This window comes from Pseudactinotalea sp. Z1739, assembly GCF_049725055.1.
Lineage (GTDB): Bacteria > Actinomycetota > Actinomycetes > Actinomycetales > Beutenbergiaceae > CALKWS01.
In genome coordinates, this window is sequence record NZ_JBMPQA010000013.1 from 107,592 (window position 1) to 130,671 (window position 23,080).

General features: G+C 59.5%; 22 protein-coding genes. 6 read left to right on the forward strand and 16 right to left on the reverse strand.

The genetic code is table 11. The features are described from left to right. The first annotated feature begins 34 nt into the window (after positions 1-34). Positions 35-457 carry a DUF1801 domain-containing protein gene (locus ACO0LV_RS15880; RefSeq protein WP_424788892.1) on the forward strand — a complete coding sequence of 141 codons (423 nt, stop codon included), beginning with the start codon at positions 35-37 and terminating at the stop codon, positions 455-457. A gap of 18 nt (positions 458-475) precedes the next feature. On the opposite strand, the gene ACO0LV_RS15885 is transcribed toward ACO0LV_RS15880, so the two are convergent. The 9 genes from ACO0LV_RS15885 to ACO0LV_RS15925 all read right to left on the reverse strand — a co-directional run bounded on the left by ACO0LV_RS15885 (position 476) and on the right by ACO0LV_RS15925 (position 10,198). Then, the gene (locus tag ACO0LV_RS15885; RefSeq protein ID WP_424788893.1) at positions 476-1,234 is read right to left on the reverse strand and encodes an SDR family oxidoreductase; all 759 of its coding nucleotides are present in this window, start codon (positions 1,232-1,234) and stop codon (positions 476-478) included. 61 nt (positions 1,235-1,295) lie between these two features. Continuing rightward, positions 1,296-2,186, reverse strand: a complete 891-nt coding sequence (locus ACO0LV_RS15890) for a carbohydrate ABC transporter permease (protein ID WP_424788894.1) — start codon at positions 2,184-2,186, stop codon at positions 1,296-1,298. Beyond that, entirely contained in the window at positions 2,179-3,138 is a 960-nt protein-coding gene (locus ACO0LV_RS15895) for a carbohydrate ABC transporter permease (RefSeq protein ID WP_424788895.1), read from the reverse strand. Before ACO0LV_RS15895 ends, ACO0LV_RS15890 begins: the two co-directional genes overlap by 8 nt. Further along, the gene (locus tag ACO0LV_RS15900; protein WP_424788896.1) at positions 3,135-3,587 is read right to left on the reverse strand and encodes an HIT family protein; all 453 of its coding nucleotides are present in this window, start codon (positions 3,585-3,587) and stop codon (positions 3,135-3,137) included. The genes ACO0LV_RS15895 and ACO0LV_RS15900 overlap by 4 nt, the downstream gene beginning before the upstream one ends. Beyond that, a complete protein-coding gene (locus tag ACO0LV_RS15905) occupies positions 3,587-4,873 on the reverse strand; it encodes an ABC transporter substrate-binding protein (RefSeq protein ID WP_424788897.1) in 1,287 nt (428 codons plus the stop codon). The genes ACO0LV_RS15900 and ACO0LV_RS15905 overlap by 1 nt, the downstream gene beginning before the upstream one ends. A 147-nt stretch (positions 4,874-5,020) precedes the next feature. After that, positions 5,021-5,980, reverse strand: coding sequence for a D-2-hydroxyacid dehydrogenase (locus ACO0LV_RS15910; RefSeq protein ID WP_424788898.1), 960 nt, complete (start codon positions 5,978-5,980; stop codon positions 5,021-5,023). Between the two features lie 54 nt (positions 5,981-6,034). After that, positions 6,035-7,216 (reverse strand): glycerate kinase, encoded by a 1,182-nt coding sequence (locus ACO0LV_RS15915; protein WP_424788899.1) that lies wholly within the window; start codon positions 7,214-7,216, stop codon positions 6,035-6,037. Between the two features lie 58 nt (positions 7,217-7,274). Beyond that, positions 7,275-9,305: a beta-galactosidase trimerization domain-containing protein gene (locus tag ACO0LV_RS15920; protein ID WP_424788900.1), complete on the reverse strand. Its 2,031-nt coding sequence runs from the start codon at positions 9,303-9,305 to the stop codon at positions 7,275-7,277. After that, complete coding sequence (locus tag ACO0LV_RS15925) at positions 9,302-10,198, reverse strand: NAD(P)-dependent oxidoreductase (protein ID WP_424788901.1); 897 nt, start codon at positions 10,196-10,198, stop codon at positions 9,302-9,304. The genes ACO0LV_RS15920 and ACO0LV_RS15925 overlap by 4 nt, the downstream gene beginning before the upstream one ends. 106 nt (positions 10,199-10,304) lie before the next feature. Here ACO0LV_RS15925 and ACO0LV_RS15930 point away from each other — a divergent pair, with 106 nt between their 5' ends. Then, positions 10,305-10,970 carry a GntR family transcriptional regulator gene (locus ACO0LV_RS15930; protein WP_424788902.1) on the forward strand — a complete coding sequence of 222 codons (666 nt, stop codon included), beginning with the start codon at positions 10,305-10,307 and terminating at the stop codon, positions 10,968-10,970. Positions 10,971-11,418: 448 nt separating this feature from the next. Beyond that, positions 11,419-12,720 carry an MFS transporter gene (locus tag ACO0LV_RS15935; protein WP_424788903.1) on the forward strand — a complete coding sequence of 434 codons (1,302 nt, stop codon included), beginning with the start codon at positions 11,419-11,421 and terminating at the stop codon, positions 12,718-12,720. Between the two features lie 74 nt (positions 12,721-12,794). Here ACO0LV_RS15935 and ACO0LV_RS15940 read toward each other — a convergent pair whose 3' ends face one another. The 6 genes from ACO0LV_RS15940 to ACO0LV_RS15965 all read right to left on the reverse strand — a co-directional run bounded on the left by ACO0LV_RS15940 (position 12,795) and on the right by ACO0LV_RS15965 (position 18,897). Beyond that, complete coding sequence (locus ACO0LV_RS15940; protein WP_424788904.1) at positions 12,795-13,217, reverse strand: GlcG/HbpS family heme-binding protein; 423 nt, start codon at positions 13,215-13,217, stop codon at positions 12,795-12,797. 120 nt (positions 13,218-13,337) lie between these two features. Next, a complete protein-coding gene (locus tag ACO0LV_RS15945; RefSeq protein ID WP_424788905.1) occupies positions 13,338-14,534 on the reverse strand; it encodes an enolase C-terminal domain-like protein in 1,197 nt (398 codons plus the stop codon). 134 nt (positions 14,535-14,668) lie between these two features. Then, on the reverse strand, positions 14,669-15,535 hold the full coding sequence (locus ACO0LV_RS15950; protein WP_424788906.1) for a carbohydrate ABC transporter permease: 867 nt from the start codon (positions 15,533-15,535) through the stop codon (positions 14,669-14,671). Further along, the gene (locus ACO0LV_RS15955; protein WP_424788907.1) at positions 15,528-16,517 is read right to left on the reverse strand and encodes a carbohydrate ABC transporter permease; all 990 of its coding nucleotides are present in this window, start codon (positions 16,515-16,517) and stop codon (positions 15,528-15,530) included. The genes ACO0LV_RS15950 and ACO0LV_RS15955 overlap by 8 nt, the downstream gene beginning before the upstream one ends. Before the next feature lie 3 nt (positions 16,518-16,520). Beyond that, on the reverse strand, positions 16,521-17,858 hold the full coding sequence (locus ACO0LV_RS15960; protein WP_424788908.1) for an extracellular solute-binding protein: 1,338 nt from the start codon (positions 17,856-17,858) through the stop codon (positions 16,521-16,523). Between the two features lie 265 nt (positions 17,859-18,123). Then, a complete protein-coding gene (locus tag ACO0LV_RS15965) occupies positions 18,124-18,897 on the reverse strand; it encodes an IclR family transcriptional regulator (RefSeq protein ID WP_424788909.1) in 774 nt (257 codons plus the stop codon). A 57-nt stretch (positions 18,898-18,954) separates the two neighbouring features. Between ACO0LV_RS15965 and ACO0LV_RS15970 the strand changes: the two genes are divergently transcribed. Genes ACO0LV_RS15970 through ACO0LV_RS15980 form a run of 3 tightly spaced genes read left to right on the forward strand, consistent with a single transcriptional unit; the run spans position 18,955 to position 22,642 of the window. Beyond that, complete coding sequence (locus tag ACO0LV_RS15970) at positions 18,955-19,992, forward strand: Ldh family oxidoreductase (protein ID WP_424788910.1); 1,038 nt, start codon at positions 18,955-18,957, stop codon at positions 19,990-19,992. Continuing rightward, positions 19,992-21,218 carry an iron-containing alcohol dehydrogenase gene (locus ACO0LV_RS15975; protein WP_424788911.1) on the forward strand — a complete coding sequence of 409 codons (1,227 nt, stop codon included), beginning with the start codon at positions 19,992-19,994 and terminating at the stop codon, positions 21,216-21,218. The genes ACO0LV_RS15970 and ACO0LV_RS15975 overlap by 1 nt, the downstream gene beginning before the upstream one ends. Beyond that, entirely contained in the window at positions 21,218-22,642 is a 1,425-nt protein-coding gene (locus ACO0LV_RS15980) for an NAD-dependent succinate-semialdehyde dehydrogenase (protein WP_424788912.1), read from the forward strand. The genes ACO0LV_RS15975 and ACO0LV_RS15980 overlap by 1 nt, the downstream gene beginning before the upstream one ends. A 36-nt stretch (positions 22,643-22,678) precedes the next feature. Here the strand turns inward: ACO0LV_RS15980 and ACO0LV_RS15985 are convergent. Further along, a partial coding sequence (locus tag ACO0LV_RS15985; RefSeq protein WP_424788913.1) for a helix-turn-helix domain-containing protein occupies positions 22,679-23,080 on the reverse strand: 402 nt, incomplete at its 5' end.

The following is a 23,080-nucleotide window of genomic DNA, read 5'->3' on the forward strand; positions in this document are numbered from 1 at the left end:
GCGCAGGGGCACGGCCGGGGCACGGAGGTGAGACATGTCTGACGATGACAACACCGGACCGCGGCTCCTATCCGGTGGAAACCCGCAGATCCCCAAGGGCGAGGGTGAGGGGCCAGTACAGGACTACATCCGCGCAATGCCCGGCTGGAAGCACCAGATCGGCCGCCGCCTCGATGAGTTGATCAGCGAGGCCGTGCCGGAGGTGCGGAAGGCGGTGAAATGGAACCAGCCGTTCTACGGCAGCGGGGATGAGGGCTACTTCCTCTCCTTCCGGTGCTACACCAGGTACGTGCAGGTGCAGTTCCTCAAGGGCACCTCACTGGATCCGGTGCCGCCGAAGGCCTCGAAGCACCCGGAGGTCCGCTACCTCGACATCGGCCAGGACGAGGACGTGGACGAGGCGCAACTGCGCTCGTGGATCGAGCAGGCCAGCGCCTTACCCGGCGAGAAGATGTAAGGCCCGGGCGCCCGGAGCTCAGTAGGCCATCCACCCACCGTCGACGACGAGCACCTCGCCGTGCACGTATGAGGCCCCCGGTGAGGCCAGGAACACCACCGCGTGGCCGATATCGGCCGGGGTGCCCCACCGCCCGGCGGGGATGCGCCCGGACAACTCGGCGTAACGGGCTTCGTCGTCGCGCAACTCCGCGTTGATGTCGGTGGCGATGTAACCCGGTGCGAGCGCGTTGACGTTCACGCCTTGCCCGGCCCACTCGTTGCACAGCGACTTGGTCAGTTGCGCCACCGCGCCCTTGCTGGCGGCGTAGGCGGGGATGTTCAGCCCGCCCTGGAAGGAGGTCAGCGAGGCGATGTTGATGATCTTGCCCTCACCGCGCTGCAGCATCGGGCGCCCGAAGTCCTGGCACAACTGGAACACCGCGCGCAGGTTGATGTCGATCACCCGCTCCCAGTCCTGCATCGGGAAGTCGACCGCGGCGTGGCGGGCCTGGACCCCGGCGTTGTTGACCAGGATGTCCACCTGGTGCTCGTTCAGCACGGCCTGCACCACCTGCTCGGTGGCGCTCCGGTCGCCCAGGTCCACCCGGTGCTCGGTCAGGTTCCGCCCGAGGGAGGCGGCGTAGTCGCGATCCTCGGCGGGCACCTCCTGGCGGGCGAGGACGACGATGTCGGCGCCGGCGGCCAGGAGCGCCCGGGTGGCGCCCTGACCGATCCCGCGCCGACCTCCGGTCACGACCGCGGTGCGTCCGGACAGGCTGAAGGGATTGGTGCTCATGAGGACATTCTTGCGCAGATCACGGACACGTACTGACTCGGCTGGTCCGCTCGTGCAGGTCTCACTTGATCCCAGTCGTTGCGATCCCTTTCACCAAGAACCGCTGGCCGAAGAGGAATATAATGAATAGCGGGACCAGGGATATCAGAGACATTGCGAACATGGGTCCCCAGTGGTTCTGCCCTGTCGCGTCGAGGAACGTTCGCAAGGCAACTGGCACCGTGTACATATCGGGGTGCGTGAGGAAAATCAACTGGCTGAAGAAGTCATTCCAGGTCCAAATAAAGGTGAAGATGGCTGTGGTCGCGAGCGCTGGCACCGAGAGTGGCAACATGATCTTGAAATAGATTCTGGGATGCCCTGCGCCATCGATCCTGGCAGCTTCGTCGAGTTCGCGTGGAATACCTCGGAAGAACTGAACCATGAGGAACACAAAGAAGGCGTCAGTCGCCAAGATCTTCGGCACTATCAACGGTAGGAACGTATTGATCCAGCCAATGTTCGAGAAGAGAATGTACTGCGGAACGATGATCACATGGATCGGCAGCATGATCGACATCAGCATGATCGCGAACCACATGTGCTTGAACTTGAAGTTCAAACGTGCGAATGCATAGGCAGCGAGTGAGCATGAAATCAAATTACCGAGCACTGCGCCAGAAACCACGATCAGCGAGTTTGTAATGTACCAACTGAACGGGCGACGCATAAAGTCCCAACCAAACGCGTAATTCTCGATGGTGAACTCACTCGGAATTAGGCCCGGTTCACGGAAAATGAATATCTCTGGTTTGAAAGAACTGGCTAACATCCACAGCAGCGGGTAGAGCATGAGCAACCCGCCGAGTAGCAGTAGCACGTGCTTGCCGACTTGCCGGGATGCCAGCCGGCGGCGGTGTGCCGCCCGGGGGCTGTTCACGAGTTCCACTTCGGAACGTGTTGTGTCAATCATTGTAGAAGACCCAATACTTCGAGAGCAGGAAGTTGATGGCCGTCATCACAGCGACGATGAGCAAGAGCACCCACGCCATCGCTGAGGCGTACCCCATATTGAGGTTCGTGAAGGCCTGGATATACAGATACAGTGTGTAGAAGAGTGTTGAGTCGACTGGCCCTCCGGTTCCGCCAGAGACGATGTAGGACTGCGTGAACGTCTGAAATGCATTGATCAACTGAAGGACTAGGTTGAAGAATATGATGGGCGTGAGCAGGGGCAGCGTTATCTTGGTGAGTTGCCGCCGCCGCGAAGCGCCATCGATTGCGGCAGCCTCGTAATACATTTCAGGGATCTGCCGCAAGCCCGCCAAGAAAATTACCATTGGCGATCCGAACGTCCACACATTGAGCAGAATGAGGGTACCAAGTGCGGTATCCGGATTCGACACCCAACCCTGCGTCTGAATGTGGAAGAACGGCTGAATGTCGTTGAACCACCCGAGGATCTGATTGACAAGCCCGTTGGTCCCAAATATCTGGCGCCACAAGATGGCGATCGCCACTGACCCACCCAGAAGCGATGGCAGGTAGTACACCGAGCGATACAGGGCCAACCCGCGTACGCCCTTGTCCAGGAAAAGCGCTAGACCGAGCGCTGCCGCCAGTTGCAGCGGTACAGACACGAACACGTAGGTGAAGGTCACCTGCAGCGCATTCGCCAGTTGCCCATCGGACAGCATGGACTGATAATTCGTCAAACCACGGAATACCGGTGCCGTGAGCAGGTTGTAATCGGTGAACGACAGATAGAGCGAAGCTGCCAGCGGTCCACCTACGATGAAGATCAGCCCGAGGAACCAGAGTCCCAAGAACAGGATCGCCGCCTTGCCGTCGTTTCGCTCAGCCGGGCTCTTCGATGCGGGTGCGCCACGACGACGGAGGCGGCTGAGTTCGCTGAGGGCACTCATAGTCCTTGGTCACTTCCAGGTCGCAGATCCCAGGTCCGCTCGACCTTGAGCGCTATCTCATCGCGTTGATCGTCGCTCAGGGGCTCGTCCTTACTGTTGAAGCCCAGCGAGGCAGGCCCAACCCGGTCTTCTGGAAAGTCAATCCTTCGAGGGACGAGGCTGAAGTGCACATGTGAAACCCCCTCGGCGAATTGCATGACATACGTCTTAACTGCTCCGAAGTACTGCACATGTAGGGCGCTCGCCCGCTGAATCAAAGGGCCGAGATCCGCAGCCTCCGCCGGGGCCAACTCGTGGACCGACTCGATGTGTCGCCGCGGCATGAGGAGGAACCATCCAGGCAGGGCTGATCGGTGCACCACCAATCGCCAGCGCCCGGTTCGAACAGCGCGCTCGCGCGGCGGCGCCTCCTCCACGTCCGCCGCGCAGAACAGGCACGCATCAGCCATCAGGCTCCCCCCAGCGCTGCGGTGCTTTCCGATACGATCGCCGCCGCGGCGTCGGAAACTGACATCTCCCCATAGGCCACGGCTGTGGAGTTGCGGCCGATCGACGTGTTGACCTCCTCGGAGCCTTCCGGACGCACCGGGAATGCGCGTCGCGGGTACTCCTGCTCTCGGGAGATTTGCTCAACGAAGGCGCGCTGGGCGTCGTCTAGAAGCGGGAGGATCGTATCGCGCACCGCTGCTGAGGATGGCGCGCCCTGGTTGAGCAAGGTGTGCTCCCCGGCTTCGGTGTCGTTGACAAGGAAATTGATGAGTCCGGCCGCTATCTCAGGATGCTGGGTGTTGGCTCCTGCACTGATCAGAATCGGTGGAAAGAACCACCAGTCATCGGTGCCATCCGGCAGAATTGGCAGGCTCGTCAGCCCTATTTCGTTCTCGCTAGCGGGCACTACCTGCACGTAATGGTTTGTGCTCATCAATGCGAGCACACACCGATTCGTGGCAATCATTCCGCCGGCAACGCCAGATCCATCGAGTTCGAGCACGAGGTCGGGTGGCGTAATGACCCCATCGCTTCGGAGCTGGTGCCAGAACTCCAGCCAGGATGCGATCGTGTCCTCGGAGAATCCAATGCCTCCTTCTGGGGTGTAGACCTCTTCACCGGCCTGCCGGATGTAGGCCTCCAGGAAGCGTTGGGTGCTGTTGTCCATCGTGGGGTCATGGAGCCCTACGATGCCTTCGCGGATCCCGTGTGCTTCTCGTGCTGCATCCGCCAGGTCGTCCCAAGTGGTCAGGGCTCCTGGGTCGATGCCAGCCTCCTCCGCCATCGCGACGTCGTAGAAGAGCGCCTGGCCCACGTAGTGGGTCGGTAGAGCGTAGACACCTCCGTCGACCGTCCCGTCGCCGACAGCGGCTTCGCCGATCTCATCAGTCTGGATGATGTCACCCAGATAGGGCGTGAGATCGAGTAGGGAGCCGCTCTGCCCGTACCACCCAACGTGCGTGTCTCGCATGAAGAAGACGTCAGGGAGGTCGTTGGCTGCCGCTGTGGTGGCGAGGCGCTCCAAATAAGGACCGAGTTCGGCGAAGGACATGTCGAAGGTGACGTCCTGCTCCAGGGTATCGGCGTACATCGCGCATGCCTCTTCGTAGAGTTGCGCACGGTCGGCGTTGCCCCAGAGGGCTGTTCGCATGGTGATGGCCTCACCACCACCATTCTCGCCAGAACCGGCATCGCCACTGCTCCGCGTGGCGCCTCCGCGCCCGCATGCGGCGAGAATCATTGCCATTGCGCCCGCTCCGACGCCCGCCGTAAGGACGGTGCGCCGACTTGTAGTACTCGGGTTCGTTGTCATCGTTGACTTTCCTTCCTTGGATTGTTGCTCCAGTTTTTCTTTAATCGCAGTAGTTCGTGCCCCGACCGGCGAATCAGACTGTCAGTAGCCGTGCACCTTGTCGACAATGTTGTGTAGTGATTGGCCTGCCACGAAGCGGCGGAGGTTCTCGACGAAGATCTCGACCCCTCGCTGGGCTGTGGCGCGCGTGGTAGCGCCGTTGTGTGGTGTGATGATCGTGTTGGGCGCAGTCCAGAACGGGCTGTCACTCGGCAGGGGCTCGACGCCGTGCGCATCAATTCCTGCGCCGGCGATCCACCCCTCTCGAAGGGCCAGCAACAAGGCATCGTCGTCAGCGATGCCGCCACGGGAGATACAGATCCAGAACGCAGTCGGCTTCATCGATCGAAACACGTCGGCCGAAAACGCACCTGCGGTACTCGAGGTGAATGGTGCTGTGACAACCACGAAGTCGCACTCAGCAACGAACTCGGTCAATCGCTCGGGACTGTACATCTGGTCGATTCCCGGAACCGCCGCCTCGTGATTGCGGCGGCATCCGAGCACGCGCATGTGAAACGCTTGTGCCTTCAGTGCAAGGTCGCTGCCTGCGTGTCCCACGCCGTAGATGCCGAGCGTCTTGCCGTTCAGTTCACCGTGGGTGAAACGCTCCCACGTCCGTGCGCTTTGGTTTGACATCCAACGAGGCACGTCGCGGTTGAGCATAATCATGAGCAGGATTGAATGCTCTGCCAACGGGATCGCCCCGTTGCCCACTGATGAAGTCAAGACCACGTCGCTGGTCACCATCTCTGGCGTCAGATCGTTGTTCGCGCCGGCCGCCCAACTGTGCACCCACCGCAGACCGGGCGCTGCCGCTAGATGGTCGGCCGAGACAGTCCCAGCCACCGCGACCGCTTCACCGAGCAGATCGCCCGCGTCCTGCATAGTCGCGACGAAACGCACGGGCAACTTGCCCGCCGCCTCCGCAATCTTGCGGCGGTTCTCGTCGTCCTGCTGCCCGGTGACCACGATCAACCCCTGGGATTCTCCGTTCGACACTGTGCCTCCTGCTCCTTGTGGAATGAACTTGTGCTTTGAATTAGGACGGCTGCGTCAAACGCCGTCGGTCGTCGTGGTTCTCTTGACAGGTATTCCTCCTAGCGGCGTAACTGCAGCGCCTGTGCCGCTCCAGTCAAATGCGTGCAGGGCACGTCGCGTGGCCTGTCGGACCCAGTACGCAGGTGAGGGTCCAATGGCTTCGTGCGGTCGGGGCGCCGTCTCTTCCGCAGACGCCCACGCGCTGACCCCAATCAGCCGCATCTGCTCCGGCGCCATTTGGATTCGTCCGGCCACCACCACCGCTGGCACTCCTGAAGCAACGGCGCGCTCGACGACGCCGAGCGGCGCCTTGCCCTGCAATGACTGTCGATCGAACGATCCCTCCCCGGTGATGACCAGATCCGCCCACGCCAGGTGCTCCGCGAGCCCAGCGAGTTCAGCGATGAAATCGATGCCGCTCACGAACCCGGCACCGAGGACGCCGTGCAGGCCTCCCGCTGTACCGCCCGCCGCACCGCCCCAACTCAGACTTGCGATGTCGCGACCGGTGGCATGGTCGATGACCGCGGCGAGCGTAGCGAGCCCATCCTCAAGCACCTCTTGCGTATCCCGGCTCGCACCCTTCTGGGTGCTGAACGCTGCCGTAGCCCCGTCGAAGCCCAGCAACGGGGCAGCAACGTCGCAAATGACGGTCAACGTGGCACCTCGCAACCGTGGGTCGAGTCCACTGAGGTCGACCTTGGCGAGCCGCACGAGCTCGGCCCCGCCGAGTTCCACCTCCCCGCCCGAGGAATCAAGGAATCGGGCGCCGAGTGCGCGGAGAAGGCCCGTACCGCCATCGGTGCTCGCTGAACCCCCGACGCCGATCACAATGCGATTTATGCCACGGTCGAGCGCGGCTCTGATCAACTGGCCAGAACCGAATGTGTGGGCATAACGAGCGGTACTGTCCGAGGGCCTAAGCAACTGTAGCCCGCTGGCCGCCGAAAGTTCGATGACCGCCATCGACCCAAGCACGGCCCAACCTGCTGTCACCTGATCGCCCAGGGGACCTTGCACGGTTGTCGCGACCGCGTCGGCCCCGGCTGCCAAGACAGCCTCGACTGTGCCCTCGCCACCGTCGGCGACCACAACGTGCCGCACCTGTGCGTCCGGAGCCCAATCGCGGACTCCAGCACTGATGGCGTTGGCGGCCTCCAGACCTGTGAGAGTGCCCTTGAACTTGTCGGGCGCCACCAGGACCCGTGGCCGCGTCAAAACCGGCTCCGACGATCTCGAGGCGGGAGGCATGCCGCTACCCGACCAAGACCTCGAACGCGCCGATTTCGGGAAGCGTGAATGCCCCGTCGTCGTCCCGGGTGATCTCGACGTCGGCAACGAGCGCACGGATGGACTGCACACCCGGACGATGAATCCACAGCCGACGCCCGACAGGGATCGTGAGGGGATCACTGAACCCCTGATGACGACGACCACTCACATTGTTGAGATGAAGGACCAATCCCGCACGCGAGGAGCCCATGATCACCTCGACCTGAGCCGGAAGATCGGTGTCGACGTCACGATCGTCGCCGAGCAGCACGCGCGCCTGGGCTACCATTTCCTCGGCGATCGCGGTGAGTCCGAGATGCCGGTGCGCACGTCCTGGGGTCCAGAATATGGCCGCGCCTCGTCCCTCACCGTGCTCGACGACGGCACTCGCAGGGGTATCGAGCGGCAAGTGCCCGTAACACTTCTCGGGCGGCCCGTACGGTGCGCGAGACAGGACGGCCCCGGACCGCCGGGCTCCTTCGCGCACCGTTGCAACGTGAAGGGCCCCCAGAATCGGGAGCGCTGTGCTGCGATCGTCGGGATCGGTGAGGACGACCGATGACCAAGTCGTCTCCGGGGTATCGAGCACGGCGAGCCTTGACGTAGCAGGGTTGGCCGAGAGTTGGCTCGCACCGTCTGCGAATCCACTACTACCGGTGGTCAAAAGACGGCCGCCTGCGTGTACCCATCGGTCGAGTGTCTTCACCACATCCGGCTCTAGCACGCCCAGATCAGGCAGAATCAGAAGGCGATATCGGTCCAGCCCTCCGGACTCCCCGATCTCGGCGAGTCGAGCAATGTCGAGAGCGTCGAAGGGGATGTGGTCGGCGCTCAATGCTTGCCACCATCCGCGGAACTCGTCGGTGGCATCCTGCTGACCGGGGAGGACCCCGCCGTGGCGCTGGCTGGCAGGGGACACAAGTCCGGTGCGGGCCGCCGGGACGAGGTCGTGATAGATCTTTTCGTGGTCTCGGTGGAACCGGATGATCTCCGAGCCCGCCCGCAGCGACGGGTAGTTGAACTCGTCCGGGACCCCCATGATGTAAGTGGAGGGATTGGCCCCTGTCGCCATCGCTTGCAATAGGTACTGGGCGAAATGGCGTGGGTCCTCGCTCACCAACCGGTACGGCATGTCGACGAACCCGACTGAGTTGACGAGAACCGGAACATGGGGCCGGTGCGACCGTGCGAGGCTCACCCGTTCCTGGGTCTGCGCCGGCCACAGTTCGCGGCCGATTGCGTTGTTGGCCTCGTGGAAGACCATGTCCGCAGTAACTCCCATGATCAGGGGTGCTTGCGGGCGGCGCTCGGCGATGAAGGCCCGTACCCGGGCGAGGAGATCGTCGATCACGGAGGCGGTGTAGCCACGCCACTGCTCGTATCCGGGACTGTCGGGACCGTTGGGGAGTTCAGCACCATCGAACATCTCGGCGTAACCGGTACGGCACGAGACGCAGTGGCACACGCCGCGGTACCGCTTGTCATAGTCGACCTCGTTGAAGCTCATCCAGTTGAAGAAGAAGCCATCGATCTCGTAGCGCGCCAGAACCTCCTCCAGGACTTCGAAGACCTTCGACTGGTAGTAGTCAGCGCTCGGGCACACGCTCGTGAGCCCTTGGTAGACCTGATGCCGACCGTCTGGCCCGACGAAGAGCCACTCCGGGTGTTCCATCGCGATCCGACGCGCGACCTTGGAGAAGTCCATCCGGGCAACCACGCGGACGCCCAACTTGCTCCCCGCTGAGACGGCGTCACCGATGAGGTCACCGCTGGGCCGATCGGATAGGTGAGGATTCGGGCTCTGGTGTGCGAGCGCGGTCGGGTAGTTCGAAATGATCCCCCCGACGCTGATCAACCACGTGTTAGCGCCGTAATCGATGATCTGATCCAGCACCCGATCAACATCGAGTCCGGCATCGATCTCGCGAATGTTGGTCTGGAACATCCGGAAGGGCTTCTGCCACCACAGTTGTTCATCGGTGTCATGTTCGCCTCGCGCGCTTGCAATGGTCATCGGTCGTCTCCCGTCGCATCCTCGCCGTTGAGGTCAAGAGCGAGTCGTAACATCGCGGAGTGGTCGAGGTCCTCGTAGCCCCGCCGCCGCGCCGCCCGCATGAGAGCGGTGACGGTCGCCGTCAGCGGAAGCGCGAGCCCCTGCTCCTTGCACGCATCGCCGACGATGCCGAGATCCTTGTCGTGCAGTGCGATCCGGAACCCGGGCGCGAACTCGCGCTGGACCATGGCTGTCCGCTTGCGGGTGATCACGGTGCTGCCGGCTAGCCCACCCGCGAGAACATCGAGAGCGGAGTCGGCCTCGACCCCGTGGGCATCGAGGAACACGAGCGCCTCAGCGAGCATCTGGATGTGCCCGGCGACCATGAGTTGGTTGGCCGCCTTCACCACCTGGCCGGCCCCTGCCGGTCCGACCAACTTGATCGTCGAGCCGACCACTTCGAGAAGGTGTGTTGCGGCCTCGAACGCCGTAGGGTCACCGCCCACCATGATCGAGAGGACACCCTCGACGGCGCCCGCTTCCCCACCGCTGACCGGCGCGTCCAGGCACCTCACCTCTGCGGCCGCAGCGCTCTGGTGCACAGCCAGCGCCTCAGCGGGGCTGATCGTGCTGTGGTCGATCAGCAACGTCCCCGGGCTCATGTGGCTGATGGCTCCGGACTCGCCGAGCAGAACCTCATGCACAGCGGGGCCATCAGGGAGCATCGTGATGAGGACATCGCACCCGGTGGCGGCTTCGACTGCAGAGCCGACCACCTTCCCGCCGGTCTCCGCTGCCCGCGTGCGAGCCCGATTGCTCGCTCCGAACACCCGTACTTCGTGCCCAGCACTTATCAGGTTGCGCGCCATCGGTGCGCCCATGATGCCGGGACCGATGAATCCGATCACTGTCATTGCTCTCCAGGCTCCTTCGCCTCGTCGTGCACTTGACCGTAGAGCATGCACCTATGCGCGTCAAGCACTCTTGTATAACATCAACCGGCCTCGTACCATGCTGAACATGACAAACCATGAACTCCGCACTCGCTCAGTGGTGGATGCGGTCGAAGACGAGTTGCGCGGGCAACTCCTGCGCGGCGAGGTCGATGCTGGCGACGGCATCACGGAGGTGGGCGTCGCAGCCATGTTTAAAATCGGCCGACCCACCGCGAAAGCGGCTCTCGACCGCCTTGTGAACGATGGGGTCCTGATCCGGAATGGCCGCCGTGGACTAATCGTGCGAGTGCTCTCGGATCACGACATCGCCGAACTGTACGAGTCCCGCATCATGCTGGAGAGCCATGTGGCGGTGTCACTCGCGACGCGACAAATCCTCCCTGAGAAGGCGAGCCTCCAGAATGATCTCCTACGCCTCGCCGCGGCTCGCAACGACGCGAGCGTCGTCGTCGCTTCCGATGTCAAACTCCATCACGCACTGGTCCGCGCGCATGGCAACGAGCGCATGACCAGGATGCACTCAAGTCTGATGGCTGAAGCACACCTGTGCATGGCGCGCGTGCAGGCTCGCCAGTTGCTCCGCGCCGAAGAAATCGCTGACGAACACGCCACGATCCTCGATGCGATCGCTGCCAGGGACGCTGAGTCAGCGAATAGCCTCACCCGGGCTCACCTTGAGCGAGCCCGTGACAAACTTCTCGCCACGATGTTCGACGTCCAAGAGCACTGAGTAATTCATGAGTTCTCGCTGTTCCGGTCGCTCCTCCACCGTGACCACCCCCACCCCTCGATGAGGGCACGGCGACTACCCCACCAGCGTAGTGATCACCTCTGAGGGAGGATCCCACCACTGTCCGCGGCATTCCACCACTAGGAGGGGTGAGAGAGGCCCGGACTAGGCCGGTGATGCCGGCAGACTTCTGCGCCAAAGAGGACGCTGAGGGGGTGACTGGCAGAACCAGTATCGACCGTCACTGTCATATCGTTCCGCGTCCAGATTCACTCAGGGATGGCGTATCCCCATCGGATCGCATCCACCCTTTGCCGCTGTCAATCTACTCCGCGGAGTGCCTCGACAGTCCGCACCCTTCCCATGAAGAACTGGATCGTGCTTCGTGACAGTGACACCTTCGAGGACTCGATCCGGCATACCGGTACGGCCGACCCTGACCCTGGTTGTGGCCTCGCTCGGCTCCTTCCTCATCAGTCTCGACATTCTTATCGTGAACGTGTCACTGGTGGAGATCCGTCGTGATCTAGGTGGCGATACCGTCGCTTTGCAATGGGTGGTCGACGGATACACGGTCCCCTTCGCGGCGCTGTTGCTGACAGCGGGGAACCTTGCTGACCGCATTGGCGCGAAACAAGCGTTCGCGTGGGGAGTCGCGGGCTTCGCGTTCGCTTCGCTTGCCTGTGGGCTTGCACCCACGATCGAACTGCTGGTGCTCGCGCGGGTGGTGAAGGGGATCTCTGCGGCTGCGATGCTCCCGGCGTCGTTGGCGGCCATTCGTCAGGCATTCCCCGATAGCCGTGCCCGATCCAAAGCGCTTGGTCTGTGGGCCGTGGGTGGGGCGGTCGCAGGAGGAATCGGCCCCCTCGTTGGCGGTGCGCTGACGACGATTGACTGGCGGTTAGTATTCGTCGTTAACGTGCCCGTATGCATGGCAATGATCGCACTCATGCGAGTCGTTCCGGCGTCCAGCAGGCAGCCAAGCCGCTTCGACTGGCGCGGCCAGATCGCGTCGGCCGTCAGTCTTACCGCACTTGTCTGGGGTTTGATCGAGGGCGGGGCGCGCGGACGGACACAGCCCTCGGTGCTGGCCGCACTGACCGCAGCGGTGCTCGGGCTGGTCGGGTTCATCGCCATTCAGAGAAGATCCACGCACCCGATGATGCCGCTCGAATTGTTCCGCGTAGAAGCGTTCCGCATCGCGTTGGCTGTCGGGTTCGTATTTATCCTGTGCTGGTTCGGGACCGTCTTCGTGATGAGCCTGTACTTGCAACAGGAGTTGGGCCTAACACCGCTAACTGCTGGCCTGGTGTTCCTACCGGCGTCGCTGCTGAGCATTGTCGGCAATGCCGCAAGCGGGTTCATCGCCAATCGGTACTCACCTCGTGTGCCGATCGTCATCGGGCTAGGTTCGATCGCCGCAGGGCTCGTTGGGGTGGTGCTCACTGTACCGCTTGAGTCGCCGTGGGTTCTAAGCCTGTGTTTGCTGCTCATCGGACCTGGTGGAGCGATCGCGATGCCCCCAACGACAAGCGTCATCCTCGATTCGGTGCCTGCGGAACGCTCAGGAATCGCAAGCGCTATATTCAACACATTCCGTCAGGTCGGTGGAGCGATCGCGATCGCGGTGTTCGGAACAGTGCTAGAAAGTGCGGCGACCTACACCACGGGATTGAGGATTTCGCTCGGCGTAGCTGCCATCCTTGCGGCGGCCGTCGCGCTCTTGGCGCTACGGGTCCGCACGCGCTGAGGCCAGGAAAACTTCGGCGAAGGCTCGTAGGCCAGATCCGCCCGGCGGGGGTTGGGTGAGTCCCTTCCGACTGGCTAGACAGATGACTCCTCTAGCCTTGCTGACACAACATCACCTATCTCGGCGTCCTCAGCGGGCGTCGCACCCGCGACTCCGAATCCACCAACAATCGCACCATCAACCACTACCGGAAATCCCCCCAGGATGTTGGTCAACTCCCCGCCTGAAGCCATCGGTAGCGCTAAGGCGAAATCACCTTCCATCCATCCGCTTGCGCGTCGGGTCGTAGCAGCGGTTACCGCCTTCCTTCGACTCGTCTCAAGACTGTGAGGCGTCGTCCCGTCCGCTCGGCCCATAGCGACCATTCTGAGACCGGGATCGACAACCGCAATACACACTAGGAGGCCACGCTTCGCGCCTTCCTCAATACCCAACCGCACGATCCTCAATGCAGATTCCAGAGACACAGCAACAACAGTAGTGGTCGTCTTCTCCACAACTCTCCTCCTGAGTAAGCAAACGCAATGTACGAGCAATTTTGTTCCGCATGGGGACCTGATGTGCCCGGTTGAGGCTCATGAAGACTCTTAAGAATCCCAGCCCACCCGCCACCAGAACTAGTTAAAGTCCAACACGCGGCGACTATCAATCTTCGACGTGTCCAACTCAATCCCGAATCCCGGTGATACAGGAAGTGCGAAGGAACCGCCCAGCGGCTTCGGCGGCGACACCTCGAAATGATGCCGGTTCGGCATCCCATGCACCAAGTACTCCATTTTAGGTGTCAAGGCAGGCGATTGACTGGCCACTACATGAAGAGCGGCGTGGAGACCGTGCCCGTGAGGAATAACTGGAACTCCAAACGGCTCTGACAGCGCACAGATCCGCACCAGTTCTGTCACACCACCGCACCATTCTGGATCCGCTTGGATGGCAACCAATACATGGTCGTTGAGATAAGGCAGGACTTCGGCACGATCATAGAGATGCTCCCCCGATGCTAACGGAGCACCCGTGGACCTGTGCAATGCTAGGAAAGCGGGATACCGACTCGGTGAAAATGGCTCCTCCAGCCAGGCAATCCTTAGTTCCTTTACACGCTCATACCAGGACGTCGCGAAACTCAGGTCCCATCCCTGAAAAACGTCGAACATCAGATCGGTTTCAGGGCCCAGTACTTCACGCAATTGTTCTGCAATGCGAACGCTTCTCGCCAGTCCCTTCGATCCGGTGCCAGGTCCGTCACTGAGGAACCACTTCTGCCCAGCGAAACCCTCCTTCGCGCCCCATGACGCCCAGTCCTCCACAGACTCCTCATCGAGAGCTGAACCCAGCATGCTGATGTACGCAGGTATGTGGGATCGCGACTGCCCTCCGCCCAGTAACTGCCACACAGGCGCACCAAGGACCTTGCCCTTAAGGTCCCACAGGGCGTTGTCGACCGCGCTAACTGCGATCTTGTAGTGGCCGTGGCGCGAATGCCGATTAGCCCGTTCCATCTTGTCCCATAGGATCGAGATTGCGAGCGCGTCCTGCCCGATGAGCAACTCCGATAACATCGCCCAAACGGACCAAGACACTTCTGGATCAACCGGACCATAGAAGCCCTCAATACCAGTATCAGTCCCTATCCGAAGATAGAGGGATTGTGTCCAATCCGGATCAGTCGGAAAATCGTCATTCCGAAACGCAGGCCGATGATCTTCGTAGACGCTTAACATATTCACCTGCCGTTGACGGTACGTCAGCGGCGCAGTTGGGCGTGGTCCACGCACAGCGTGGACTTCAACCGACTCAATTGTCATCTGATGCATGTACGAAAACCACCTTCTATTGGATTCCTAGCAAAGACAAATAGACTTCTAACGCGAAAGCACGTTCGCAGCCTAAGGTATTGCTGAGATAGACTCCATAACAAACATTCTCTCACTTCCTCCCACTTCACGAATCAACCCTTGGTCCCAGTAGTAGCGATACCCTGAACGAGTTGTTTCTGAGCGAACAGGAAGAACAGAAACACAGGCACGAGCGTGAGCACTGACATGGCGAAGAGAGGCCCATAGCCGGTGGCCGTTTCTGAGTCCAACAGCGCGTTCAGGCCCAGCGAGATCGTATAGGAGTTGGGATTCGTCAAATAGATCAGAGGTGAAAAGAAGTCGTTCCAAGTCCAGATGAACGTAAAGATCGCAGTTGTGAGTAGTGCAGGACGCATGAGAGGAAGAATGATACTCCAGAACGTGCGATAATGACCAGCCCCATCGATTGCCGCAGCAGCATCAAGTTCTCTAGGTATGCCACGCAAGAACTGAATCATTAGAAAAATGAAGAAGGCATCTGTCGCTAGCAACTTTGGAATGATGAGAGGCAAGAAACTATCGCCTACAAGGTCGACGGCTGAGAACATGATGTACTGCGGCACTGCAACAACATGGTAAGGCAACATGATTCCAGCAAGCATGAGGACGAAGAATGGACGGCGCATGCGGAACTGCAGACGGGCAAACGCGTATGCGGCGAGCGCGCAAGCGATCAGATTGCCTACTAGGCAACCTACTACCACGATTATGGTATTGACCAAGTACAACGGGAAGTCCGAAATCATCCATCCGCGAACGTAGTTGTCGAGGGTCGCGCCAGCGGGAATGAGCCCAAAGCCAGAGAAAATCTCGCCTTCAAACGTGAATGAACTCTTAAGCATCCAAAGCAGCGGGTAGAGCATGAGGAAGCCAAACGCTATGAGAAGCCCATGACGTAGCAGCAATCCAGACTTCGAGTAGCCACCGCGCGCCCGACTAATACTTGTGACATCACTCATTGTAATGTACCCAATGCTTGGAAGAGTAGAAGTTCAGAGCCGTCAAGCCACCGATGATGAGCAAGAGAATCCAGCCTAGGGCTGAGGCATATCCCATCTCAAAGTTCACGAATCCGCGTTCGTACAAGTAGAGCGTATAAAAGAGCGTGGAGTCAGCTGGCCCTCCCGTGCCTCCGCTTACAACATATGCCGGAGTAAATGCCTGGAAGGCACCGATTACTTGCAGTATAATATTGAAGAATATCATTGGTGTGAGTAAGGGAAGTGTCACGTAGAACAAGCGCGATATCACGCCAACGCCGTCAATCGATGCTGCCTCGTATAATTCTTCAGGTATTTGCCTTAGCCCCGCAAGGAAGATGATCATCGGGGAGCCGAAGGTCCAAACATTCAACACGATGAGCGTCCCAAGCGCAGTTGACGGATCCGCTATCCAGCTTGGGAGTTCAGAGAAGCCAAGCGCTTCGAGAATCGAATTGACGACACCGTCTAGCCGAAACACTTGTCGCCACAAGACGGCTATGGCCACACTTCCGCCGAGTAGTGATGGCAAGTAGTAGATGGATCTGTACAGCGCCAACCCGCGCATGCCCTTATTGAGGGTGAGCGCTACGAACAGTGCGAATACGAGTTGCAGTGGTACTGACACGAAGACATACGTGAATGTCACGATCAGTGAATTTATAAACCGTGTATCACTGAAGAACATCCGACGGTAGTTGGCAAGGCCAATCCAGTCCGGCGACGAAAGTAGGTTGTAGTTGGTGAACGACAAGTACAGGGCCGCAAGGAGTGGGCCAAGGGTTATCAACGTCAAGCCGAGAATCCATGGAAGGAGAAACACGTAGGCGTGACCCTGGCGTCTCGGAGTCCCGGATTTGCGACCTCGCCGTAACCCAGTATCCAAGGCGGTGGTACTTGGCCCGAGTGGTTCCTGGACGGCGCCAGTTCGTCCCTCGGGCGGCGATAGTGGATTTACCATCGATCACCGTTCATCTTCGACAGTACGCTGGAGTTCATCGATAAGTGCTTGAACGGCATCTGAGATTGACTCGCCACCTACAGCGATGTTCTCCGCGGTACGGGTTAGCAGAGTTGTCCATCCGGAGCCTCCAGCCGGCATTTCATATCGTGGACGCATCTCCCTAGCGGCTTCCCGGTCGCTAATCTCGAGCACCTTCTGGGCAATGACGTCGTCATCCGCAACTGCCTTCTCCTGAGCGAGAGCCCGGAGGCGCGGGTTCGACGGAGGGCCGCTTACGACGCCAATAGTGTCGATTGACCTGTCATCGTTGATGAAGAAGTCCAAGAATTTTGCTGCGAGTTCTGGATTCTCTACGTTTGCTGGCACACAGATCCTATTGAACCATAGATATGGATATCCCGATGACGCATCGCTGTTTGCCGGAACGAAATGCATCGTGAGTTCGCCATTGGTTACCGCCTGATTGTCAGCGAAGTGATTCGACTGTGCTCCTGGCTCAATTGCAATTCGATCTGAGATTTCGGTGTATCCTGTGTTAATGGCGCCTGCGACCGGAACCGGCATAACCGATCCGTCCTCGACCCATCCCTCCCACATGCTGAACCAGTCCCCGAGGGTGGCGGCATCAAAGCCTATTGCCCCATCACCATCGAACAGTTCAGCTCCTTGTTGTCGCAACCATAGTTCTACGTGTTGCTGCGAAGCTGCGGCATATCGCATACCGAAATGTCCGTCTTCTGAGGCTTGGCTATATTCAGATGCCATTCTGCCGAGGTCAGACCAATCCCAAGACTCATCGTCGGCCATATCGATACCATACTGCTCCATGGCATCGCGATTGATCTGAATGCAAGGACTTATCTGGTTGTAAACGAGAGAGTATTGTTTGCCGTCGAGCACTTGCCAGCCTTCGACCTGTCCCTCCTCGAAATCATCGAAATTGATGGCTCCCGCGGGGAGTTCATTTAGATCGAACATCGTGCCTTCAGCCGCATATGTCAGGAACTGACTACCTGGCACCCAGAACAAGTCTGGAAGGTTATTGCCGGCGGCTTGCACCGCAAGTCTGTCGACGTATGGAGTATAGTCTGCCGGTTCCAAACTTAGTTCGATATCGGGATTTTCGGCCTGGAAGTGCTCAAGAAATTCCCTATAGAGAGCTTGTCGCTCAGCGGCGCCCCACCATGCGAACCGTAGCGAGCCTGAATCCGTGTTCGTAGATTCTGCAGCATCTTGTGTACACGCGGCAATAGTCAGGAATGAAAGCCCCCCTGCGCCCATTAGTAGACTACGTCTAGTGAGGGTGTTCGAATCCTTTGGGTTCTGAGTCAACTTCATTGTTTCTTCCTCCATTGGTTTCCCACGGGGTTGTTCCCGGGGTCGTTCTGGCTATTCTCGCCTGATGCTTCCTTGCCCGAGCTCGCGACAGCAAGAATTCTTCGGTGCTTCGAAACTTGTTCCCGGGTCCCTCAGAAGCATGGATTCTAGCTTTCCGCACCTCCTTGGGCGGGTTGCGGGTGGATTCGCAACAGATGTTGAGATTGCCTTTCGGCACAGCGCTCACACTGGAGGGCAACGTGAGCACCTTCAAGTGGCCGTCCCGCTATGCAGGACGGCGGGTTGTCTGTGCTGTCAATACGCGTGAGATCGCCATCGCTGTGGTGCGCACAGCTGACGCGTACTTGCGGGCTTGTGCTAAGGCTGTCGCACCGGTCACGGAGATGGCACCGACCGGCTGACCTGCAAGACCCATGATCGGGGCGGCAACGCAGAACAGACCCGGTTGCGATTCTTCGACGTCGTAGGCGACCTGCGTCTTGCGAATCTTCGCTAGTTCCCGTCGAAGTTGGTCAGGTTTCGTGATCGTGCCACCGGACATACGTCGCAAGGGGTGAGCGAGGACGCTTTCGATGAAGGCATACTCACTGAACGCCAAGATCGCCTTGCCCAGACCTGTGCAATGAAGCGGTAGCCGACCACCGGCACGAGAGTGTGGCACGGTCAAGTCTTGTCTGCTGATCTTTTCAAGGTAGAGAATCTCACGGTCCTCCCGCACGGCGAGGTTGGAGGTCAAGTTGGTGACCTCGGTGAGGTTGTGGGCGTAGGGGACCGCCAACTCCCTCAGCGTCCGTTGTGCAGGCACAAGGTGACCAAGTTCGAACAACTTCACTCCGAGCCGGTAGCCACCCGGGCCACGTTCCAGTGCGCCCCAACGCACCAAGTCGCTCACCAGACGATGGGTGGTTGATTTCGGAATCCCCGAGACCCTCGCCATCTCGCTCATACTCAGTTCATCCTCAGCAACGGTGAACACTGAAAGCAGAGATAGCCCCTTCGTCAGTGAGGAGTTGTCGTCCTGCTCAGCGGGACGAGACATGGTGGGATCCTTCCCTGATCGCCAAGATCAATCGGAACGGGATTGAGGAGACCAACTATGACCAGTGACACCGGTACTGAGACTGATGTTGCCATACCCGCGCCAGCCTTACACGAGGCCGTGTTTCGAGTACTCGTTGCCGAGGGGGCGTCCCAGGTTGATGCACAGAAGCAAGCAACAGTCCTGGTCGAGGGCGACCTTCGAGGTCACCACTCACACGGTGTTCGCAGACTCGCTGTGCTGGTGGGTCGACTACGCAACGGTCTCATTAAGTCCCCAGTTGAGCCTGATGCCCGGTGGGTTACCGACTCATTCCTGAGGGTTGATGGACGGTGTGGATTCGGGCCAGTCGTGGCGCATAATGTCGTTGATCAAATCGTCGAGCGATCCTCGAGAACCGGGATAGCTATAGCAGCGGTCAGCAACGCTAACCACGTGGGCATGCTCGCGCCCTACGTCGAGCAGATCGCGGGCTGCGAGCAGATCGGAATCGCGCTGACAAGTAGTGAAGCACTCGTTCACCCGTGGGGCAGTGCAAAGCCGATGATTGGCACAAACCCAATCGCAATCGCCGTTCCGACTAGTGGTGAGCCGATGGTGCTTGACATGGCCACAGCTGCTGTATCCATGGGAAAAGTTCTCGATCATTCCGAGAAATCTCTACCTATCCCATTGGGATGGGCAGTAGACCGGGAGGGCGTGCCCACCACGAACCCCTCTGAAGTGCTCGATGGGGCATTGTCACCCTTTGGCGGGCCAAAGGGCTACGCCCTAGGAATCGCCCTCGAAGTATTCCTTGGAGCCCTTAGCGGTACATCCTTCGGCGCTGACAAACTAGGCACATTAGATACTACGAATCCTGTGACCAAGGGGGATGTTTTTATCGCGATATCGCTGGATCGAGTTGGTCTTATACCCCAACTTGCCCACGTCAACGACTACCTGAATGAGGTTCGAGCGAGCGCCTCGTATGACACCCAGGTGACAGTCCCTGGAGACCGCGCACGGGCGACTCGGAAGGCACGCATGGAACATGGCATCCCCGTAAGTCAAGATCTATGGAACGAAATCGGGAACCTATTGGAGGCAAGGTGATGGCAGTCCTGAGTGCCCACCACGGTATTCTCCGTCTGCCCACGCGTATCTACTTCGGAGAGGGTGCTGTCGGATCAGTTCCAACGCTTGTGTCGGAAATCGGCGCACGTGTTTTCATCTGCTGCGATCCGGGCTTGGCTCGCACTGCTGCCTTTACGCGATTATGTGACGAACTCGAGTATGCCGGAAATAGCCTCGCTATATGGACCGATATCGAACCCGAACTTCCCATTGAATCCGTAGAGAACGCTGTCGAGAATGCGACACTTTCTGGACCGCAAATTATACTCGGTTACGGTGGTGGAAGTGCACTCGATTTGGCCAAATTGGTCGCACTGCTCATGACTCATAAAGGAAATCTGCGCCAATACTATGGAGAGAATGCAGTACCTGGTCCTACTCTACCGGTAATTGCGGTTCCAACGACGGCTGGCACGGGCTCTGAAGTGACACCTGTCGCAGTCGTGACCGACCCTGACCGCGACCTCAAAGTTGGCGTTTCGAGCCCCTACCTGGTGCCACATTCTGCTGTTGTCGACCCAGGCCTGACGCGAGGTGCGCCCACAGATGTGATCGCCCACTCTGGAATGGACGCCTTGGTCCACGCCATTGAGTCCTTCACGTCTGCAATTCGGGCCCCGGCATGGAGCGATCCGCTCCCAGTGTTTGTTGGTCGGAACCAACTCAGCCGTCTCCTGGCAAGGGACGCGGTCGCCTCAATCGCACCGAACCTCGTTCGTGCAGTTCAGGATCCCGGTGATGCTCGTGCCAGGGCGGCGATGGCCTACGGCAGTCTCCTAGCCGGCATGGCGTTCGGCAGCGCAGGAACTCATCTGTCACACGCCATTCAGTATCCCATTGGAGCACTCACCAAGACACCCCACGGCCTGGGCACAGGCCTTCTTTTGCCTCACGTGCTTCGTGAATTTCAACCCGATATCGAATCGGACCTAGCGATTCTTGGCGAACTGCTAGGTTTCGTCGGTACGGAGGCGGACCGCGCTACCGAGATGATTCTCATGACCGAACGCATTGCAATCGATATTGGGTTACCGCGCAGTCTCGCGGAAATCGGAATTGTTGAGGAACAGTTCGACCTCATTGTTGAGAGGGCGGGAAGCATAGTCCGGCTTGCGGAAAACGTAGCCGGACAGTCTCCGATCGGGAGAATTCCTAGGATCGTCGAAGCCGCATGGCGGGGCGATAGGCTTTTGGAGGAAAGATGATGTTCCAGCAGGATCTACATATTGACGGGGAGTGGAGGTCCGGGAGCACAGGGCGACGTTACCCTGTTATCGATCCCGCCGACAGCACTGAGATAGCGACCTTTGCGGTCGCATCTGAGGCCGACTGCGTCGCTGCCATTAGAGCAGCCGACCGCGCTCTTCCTGAGTGGACCGCAACGCCGCCGCGCGACCGGTCCGAGATCTTGCGTAGGTGTTTTGAAATCATGCAGGAGGAGGAAGAGCGCCTCGCGGAGATAATCGTGCGAGAAAATGGTAAAGCATACGTCGACGCGCTTACTGAGGCTCGCTACGCTAGGGAGTTCTTCCGCTGGTTTGCCGAAGAGGCGGTACGTATCAGGGGCGACTTTCGACTTTCGCCTTCAGGTGACAAGCGGATCACGATAGTTCAGCAAGGAATCGGAGTCTCAGTCCTAATCACGCCCTGGAATTTTCCAGCAGCGATGGCGACTCGGAAGATTGCGCCTGCCCTGGCTGCTGGATGCACCGTCGTCCTGAAGCCGGCATCGGAGACGCCCCTCACAGCTGCATACGTGATTGACGTGATGGTTCGAGCCGGGACACCACCGGGGGTCGTCAATCTGGTTGTACCGCAGCCGGCCGGACCTGGCGTCCAGGCCATGCTGCGGCATCCTAGTGTGCGGAAACTCTCGTTCACCGGTTCCACCGAGGTGGGGCGGACCCTTCTGAAGGAGGCCGCCGATTATGTGATCAGTTCGTCAATGGAACTCGGTGGCAACGCGCCATTCATAGTCCTTCCTGGCGCAGACATCGCAGAGACCGTCAGCGGTGCGATGGTCGCCAAGATGCGAAACGGCGGGTCTGCCTGTACGGCTGCGAATCGTTTCTACGTGCATGTCAGTTTGATTGAGGAGTTTACGGAGCGGCTCGCTGAGGAAATGGGTCGGATCACGATGGGTCCTGGTCTTACACCCACGAACTCCCTTGGCGCCCTCGTGTCTGTGAAGGAGAGAGATAAGGTTGCTGCGCTTGTGGATCGAGCCATCGAGGAGGGCGCCCACGTTCGCTTGGGGGGAAGTCCCTCCGAATCGGGCGCGTTCTTTCCACCAACCATCCTTACAAATATCCGGCACGGGTCTCATATCACAACGAACGAGATTTTCGGCCCTGTGGTCACGCTTATTCCATTCGATGAGGTGGAGTCTGCAATAGAAATGGCCAATGATACGATTTACGGTCTAATTGCTTACGTCTATGGGCCTCATAATGAAGCAATGACAACTGCCCTAAGAATAGAATCAGGAATGGTCGGTGTGAATCGTGCTCTTCTCAGCGACCCGGCTGCTTCCTTTGGGGGTGTGAAGCAGTCTGGCCTAGGACGCGAGGGCGGCTTCGGGGGGATTAAGGAATTCCTTGAGGAGAAGTACGTCGGTTCCGCCCTCTAAATACTCTTGATAGTTCCCTGATGCTCCTATTCTGTGTCAAGCCGTTTGGAGCCATTGCTCGTAGCGGGCGGTGAGTTCGGGCAGCGGGCGTCGCTGGTTCTCGATATCGGAGATGCGGGCGGGCCGGGTGTGGAGGGCTCGCGCGACCTGAGTGAGGGTCATGCCCTTGTCCCTGCGCTGGGCTTTGAAGTGTGCTCGTGTTGCCGGTTGGGGTTCTCTCGTCAGCGCCCGGTAGACCTCTCGGGCGATCGCGCGTTTGAGGCAGCGCATGATCTCCCTGGTGTTCTTGCCCTGTTGCCTCCTGCGTGCGACCCGAGTTGCACAGTAGGTTGCTAGCAATGGGTGTTGCGGTGCTGTGATCTGGGCTTTTGCTCGGGTGGGGATGGTTTTCGGGATACTAATCGGATGGCGTTCGTGCGTAAGGTTCGCACCGGTTCG

Excerpts from the sequence above, each read along its gene's own strand:
- ACO0LV_RS15885 (WP_424788893.1), bottom strand. The coding sequence starts at position 1,234 with ATGAGCACCAATCCCTTCAGCCTGTCCGGACGCACCGCGGTCGTGACC.
- ACO0LV_RS15925 (WP_424788901.1), bottom strand. The coding sequence starts at position 10,198 with ATGACAGTGATCGGATTCATCGGTCCCGGCATCATGGGCGCACCGATG.
- ACO0LV_RS15965 (WP_424788909.1), bottom strand. The coding sequence starts at position 18,897 with ATGTCTCGTCCCGCTGAGCAGGACGACAACTCCTCACTGACGAAGGGG.
- ACO0LV_RS15900 (WP_424788896.1), bottom strand. The coding sequence starts at position 3,587 with ATGGCTGATGCGTGCCTGTTCTGCGCGGCGGACGTGGAGGAGGCGCCG.
- ACO0LV_RS15950 (WP_424788906.1), bottom strand. The coding sequence starts at position 15,535 with ATGAGTGATGTCACAAGTATTAGTCGGGCGCGCGGTGGCTACTCGAAG.
- ACO0LV_RS15890 (WP_424788894.1), bottom strand. The coding sequence starts at position 2,186 with ATGATTGACACAACACGTTCCGAAGTGGAACTCGTGAACAGCCCCCGG.
- ACO0LV_RS15980 (WP_424788912.1), top strand. The coding sequence starts at position 21,218 with ATGTTCCAGCAGGATCTACATATTGACGGGGAGTGGAGGTCCGGGAGC.
- ACO0LV_RS15920 (WP_424788900.1), bottom strand. The coding sequence starts at position 9,305 with ATGACCATTGCAAGCGCGCGAGGCGAACATGACACCGATGAACAACTG.
- ACO0LV_RS15945 (WP_424788905.1), bottom strand. The coding sequence starts at position 14,534 with ATGCATCAGATGACAATTGAGTCGGTTGAAGTCCACGCTGTGCGTGGA.
- ACO0LV_RS15895 (WP_424788895.1), bottom strand. The coding sequence starts at position 3,138 with ATGAGTGCCCTCAGCGAACTCAGCCGCCTCCGTCGTCGTGGCGCACCC.
- ACO0LV_RS15960 (WP_424788908.1), bottom strand. The coding sequence starts at position 17,858 with ATGAAGTTGACTCAGAACCCAAAGGATTCGAACACCCTCACTAGACGT.
- ACO0LV_RS15930 (WP_424788902.1), top strand. The coding sequence starts at position 10,305 with ATGACAAACCATGAACTCCGCACTCGCTCAGTGGTGGATGCGGTCGAA.
- ACO0LV_RS15955 (WP_424788907.1), bottom strand. The coding sequence starts at position 16,517 with ATGGTAAATCCACTATCGCCGCCCGAGGGACGAACTGGCGCCGTCCAG.
- ACO0LV_RS15905 (WP_424788897.1), bottom strand. The coding sequence starts at position 4,873 with ATGGCAATGATTCTCGCCGCATGCGGGCGCGGAGGCGCCACGCGGAGC.
- ACO0LV_RS15975 (WP_424788911.1), top strand. The coding sequence starts at position 19,992 with ATGGCAGTCCTGAGTGCCCACCACGGTATTCTCCGTCTGCCCACGCGT.
- ACO0LV_RS15970 (WP_424788910.1), top strand. The coding sequence starts at position 18,955 with ATGACCAGTGACACCGGTACTGAGACTGATGTTGCCATACCCGCGCCA.
- ACO0LV_RS15880 (WP_424788892.1), top strand. The coding sequence starts at position 35 with ATGTCTGACGATGACAACACCGGACCGCGGCTCCTATCCGGTGGAAAC.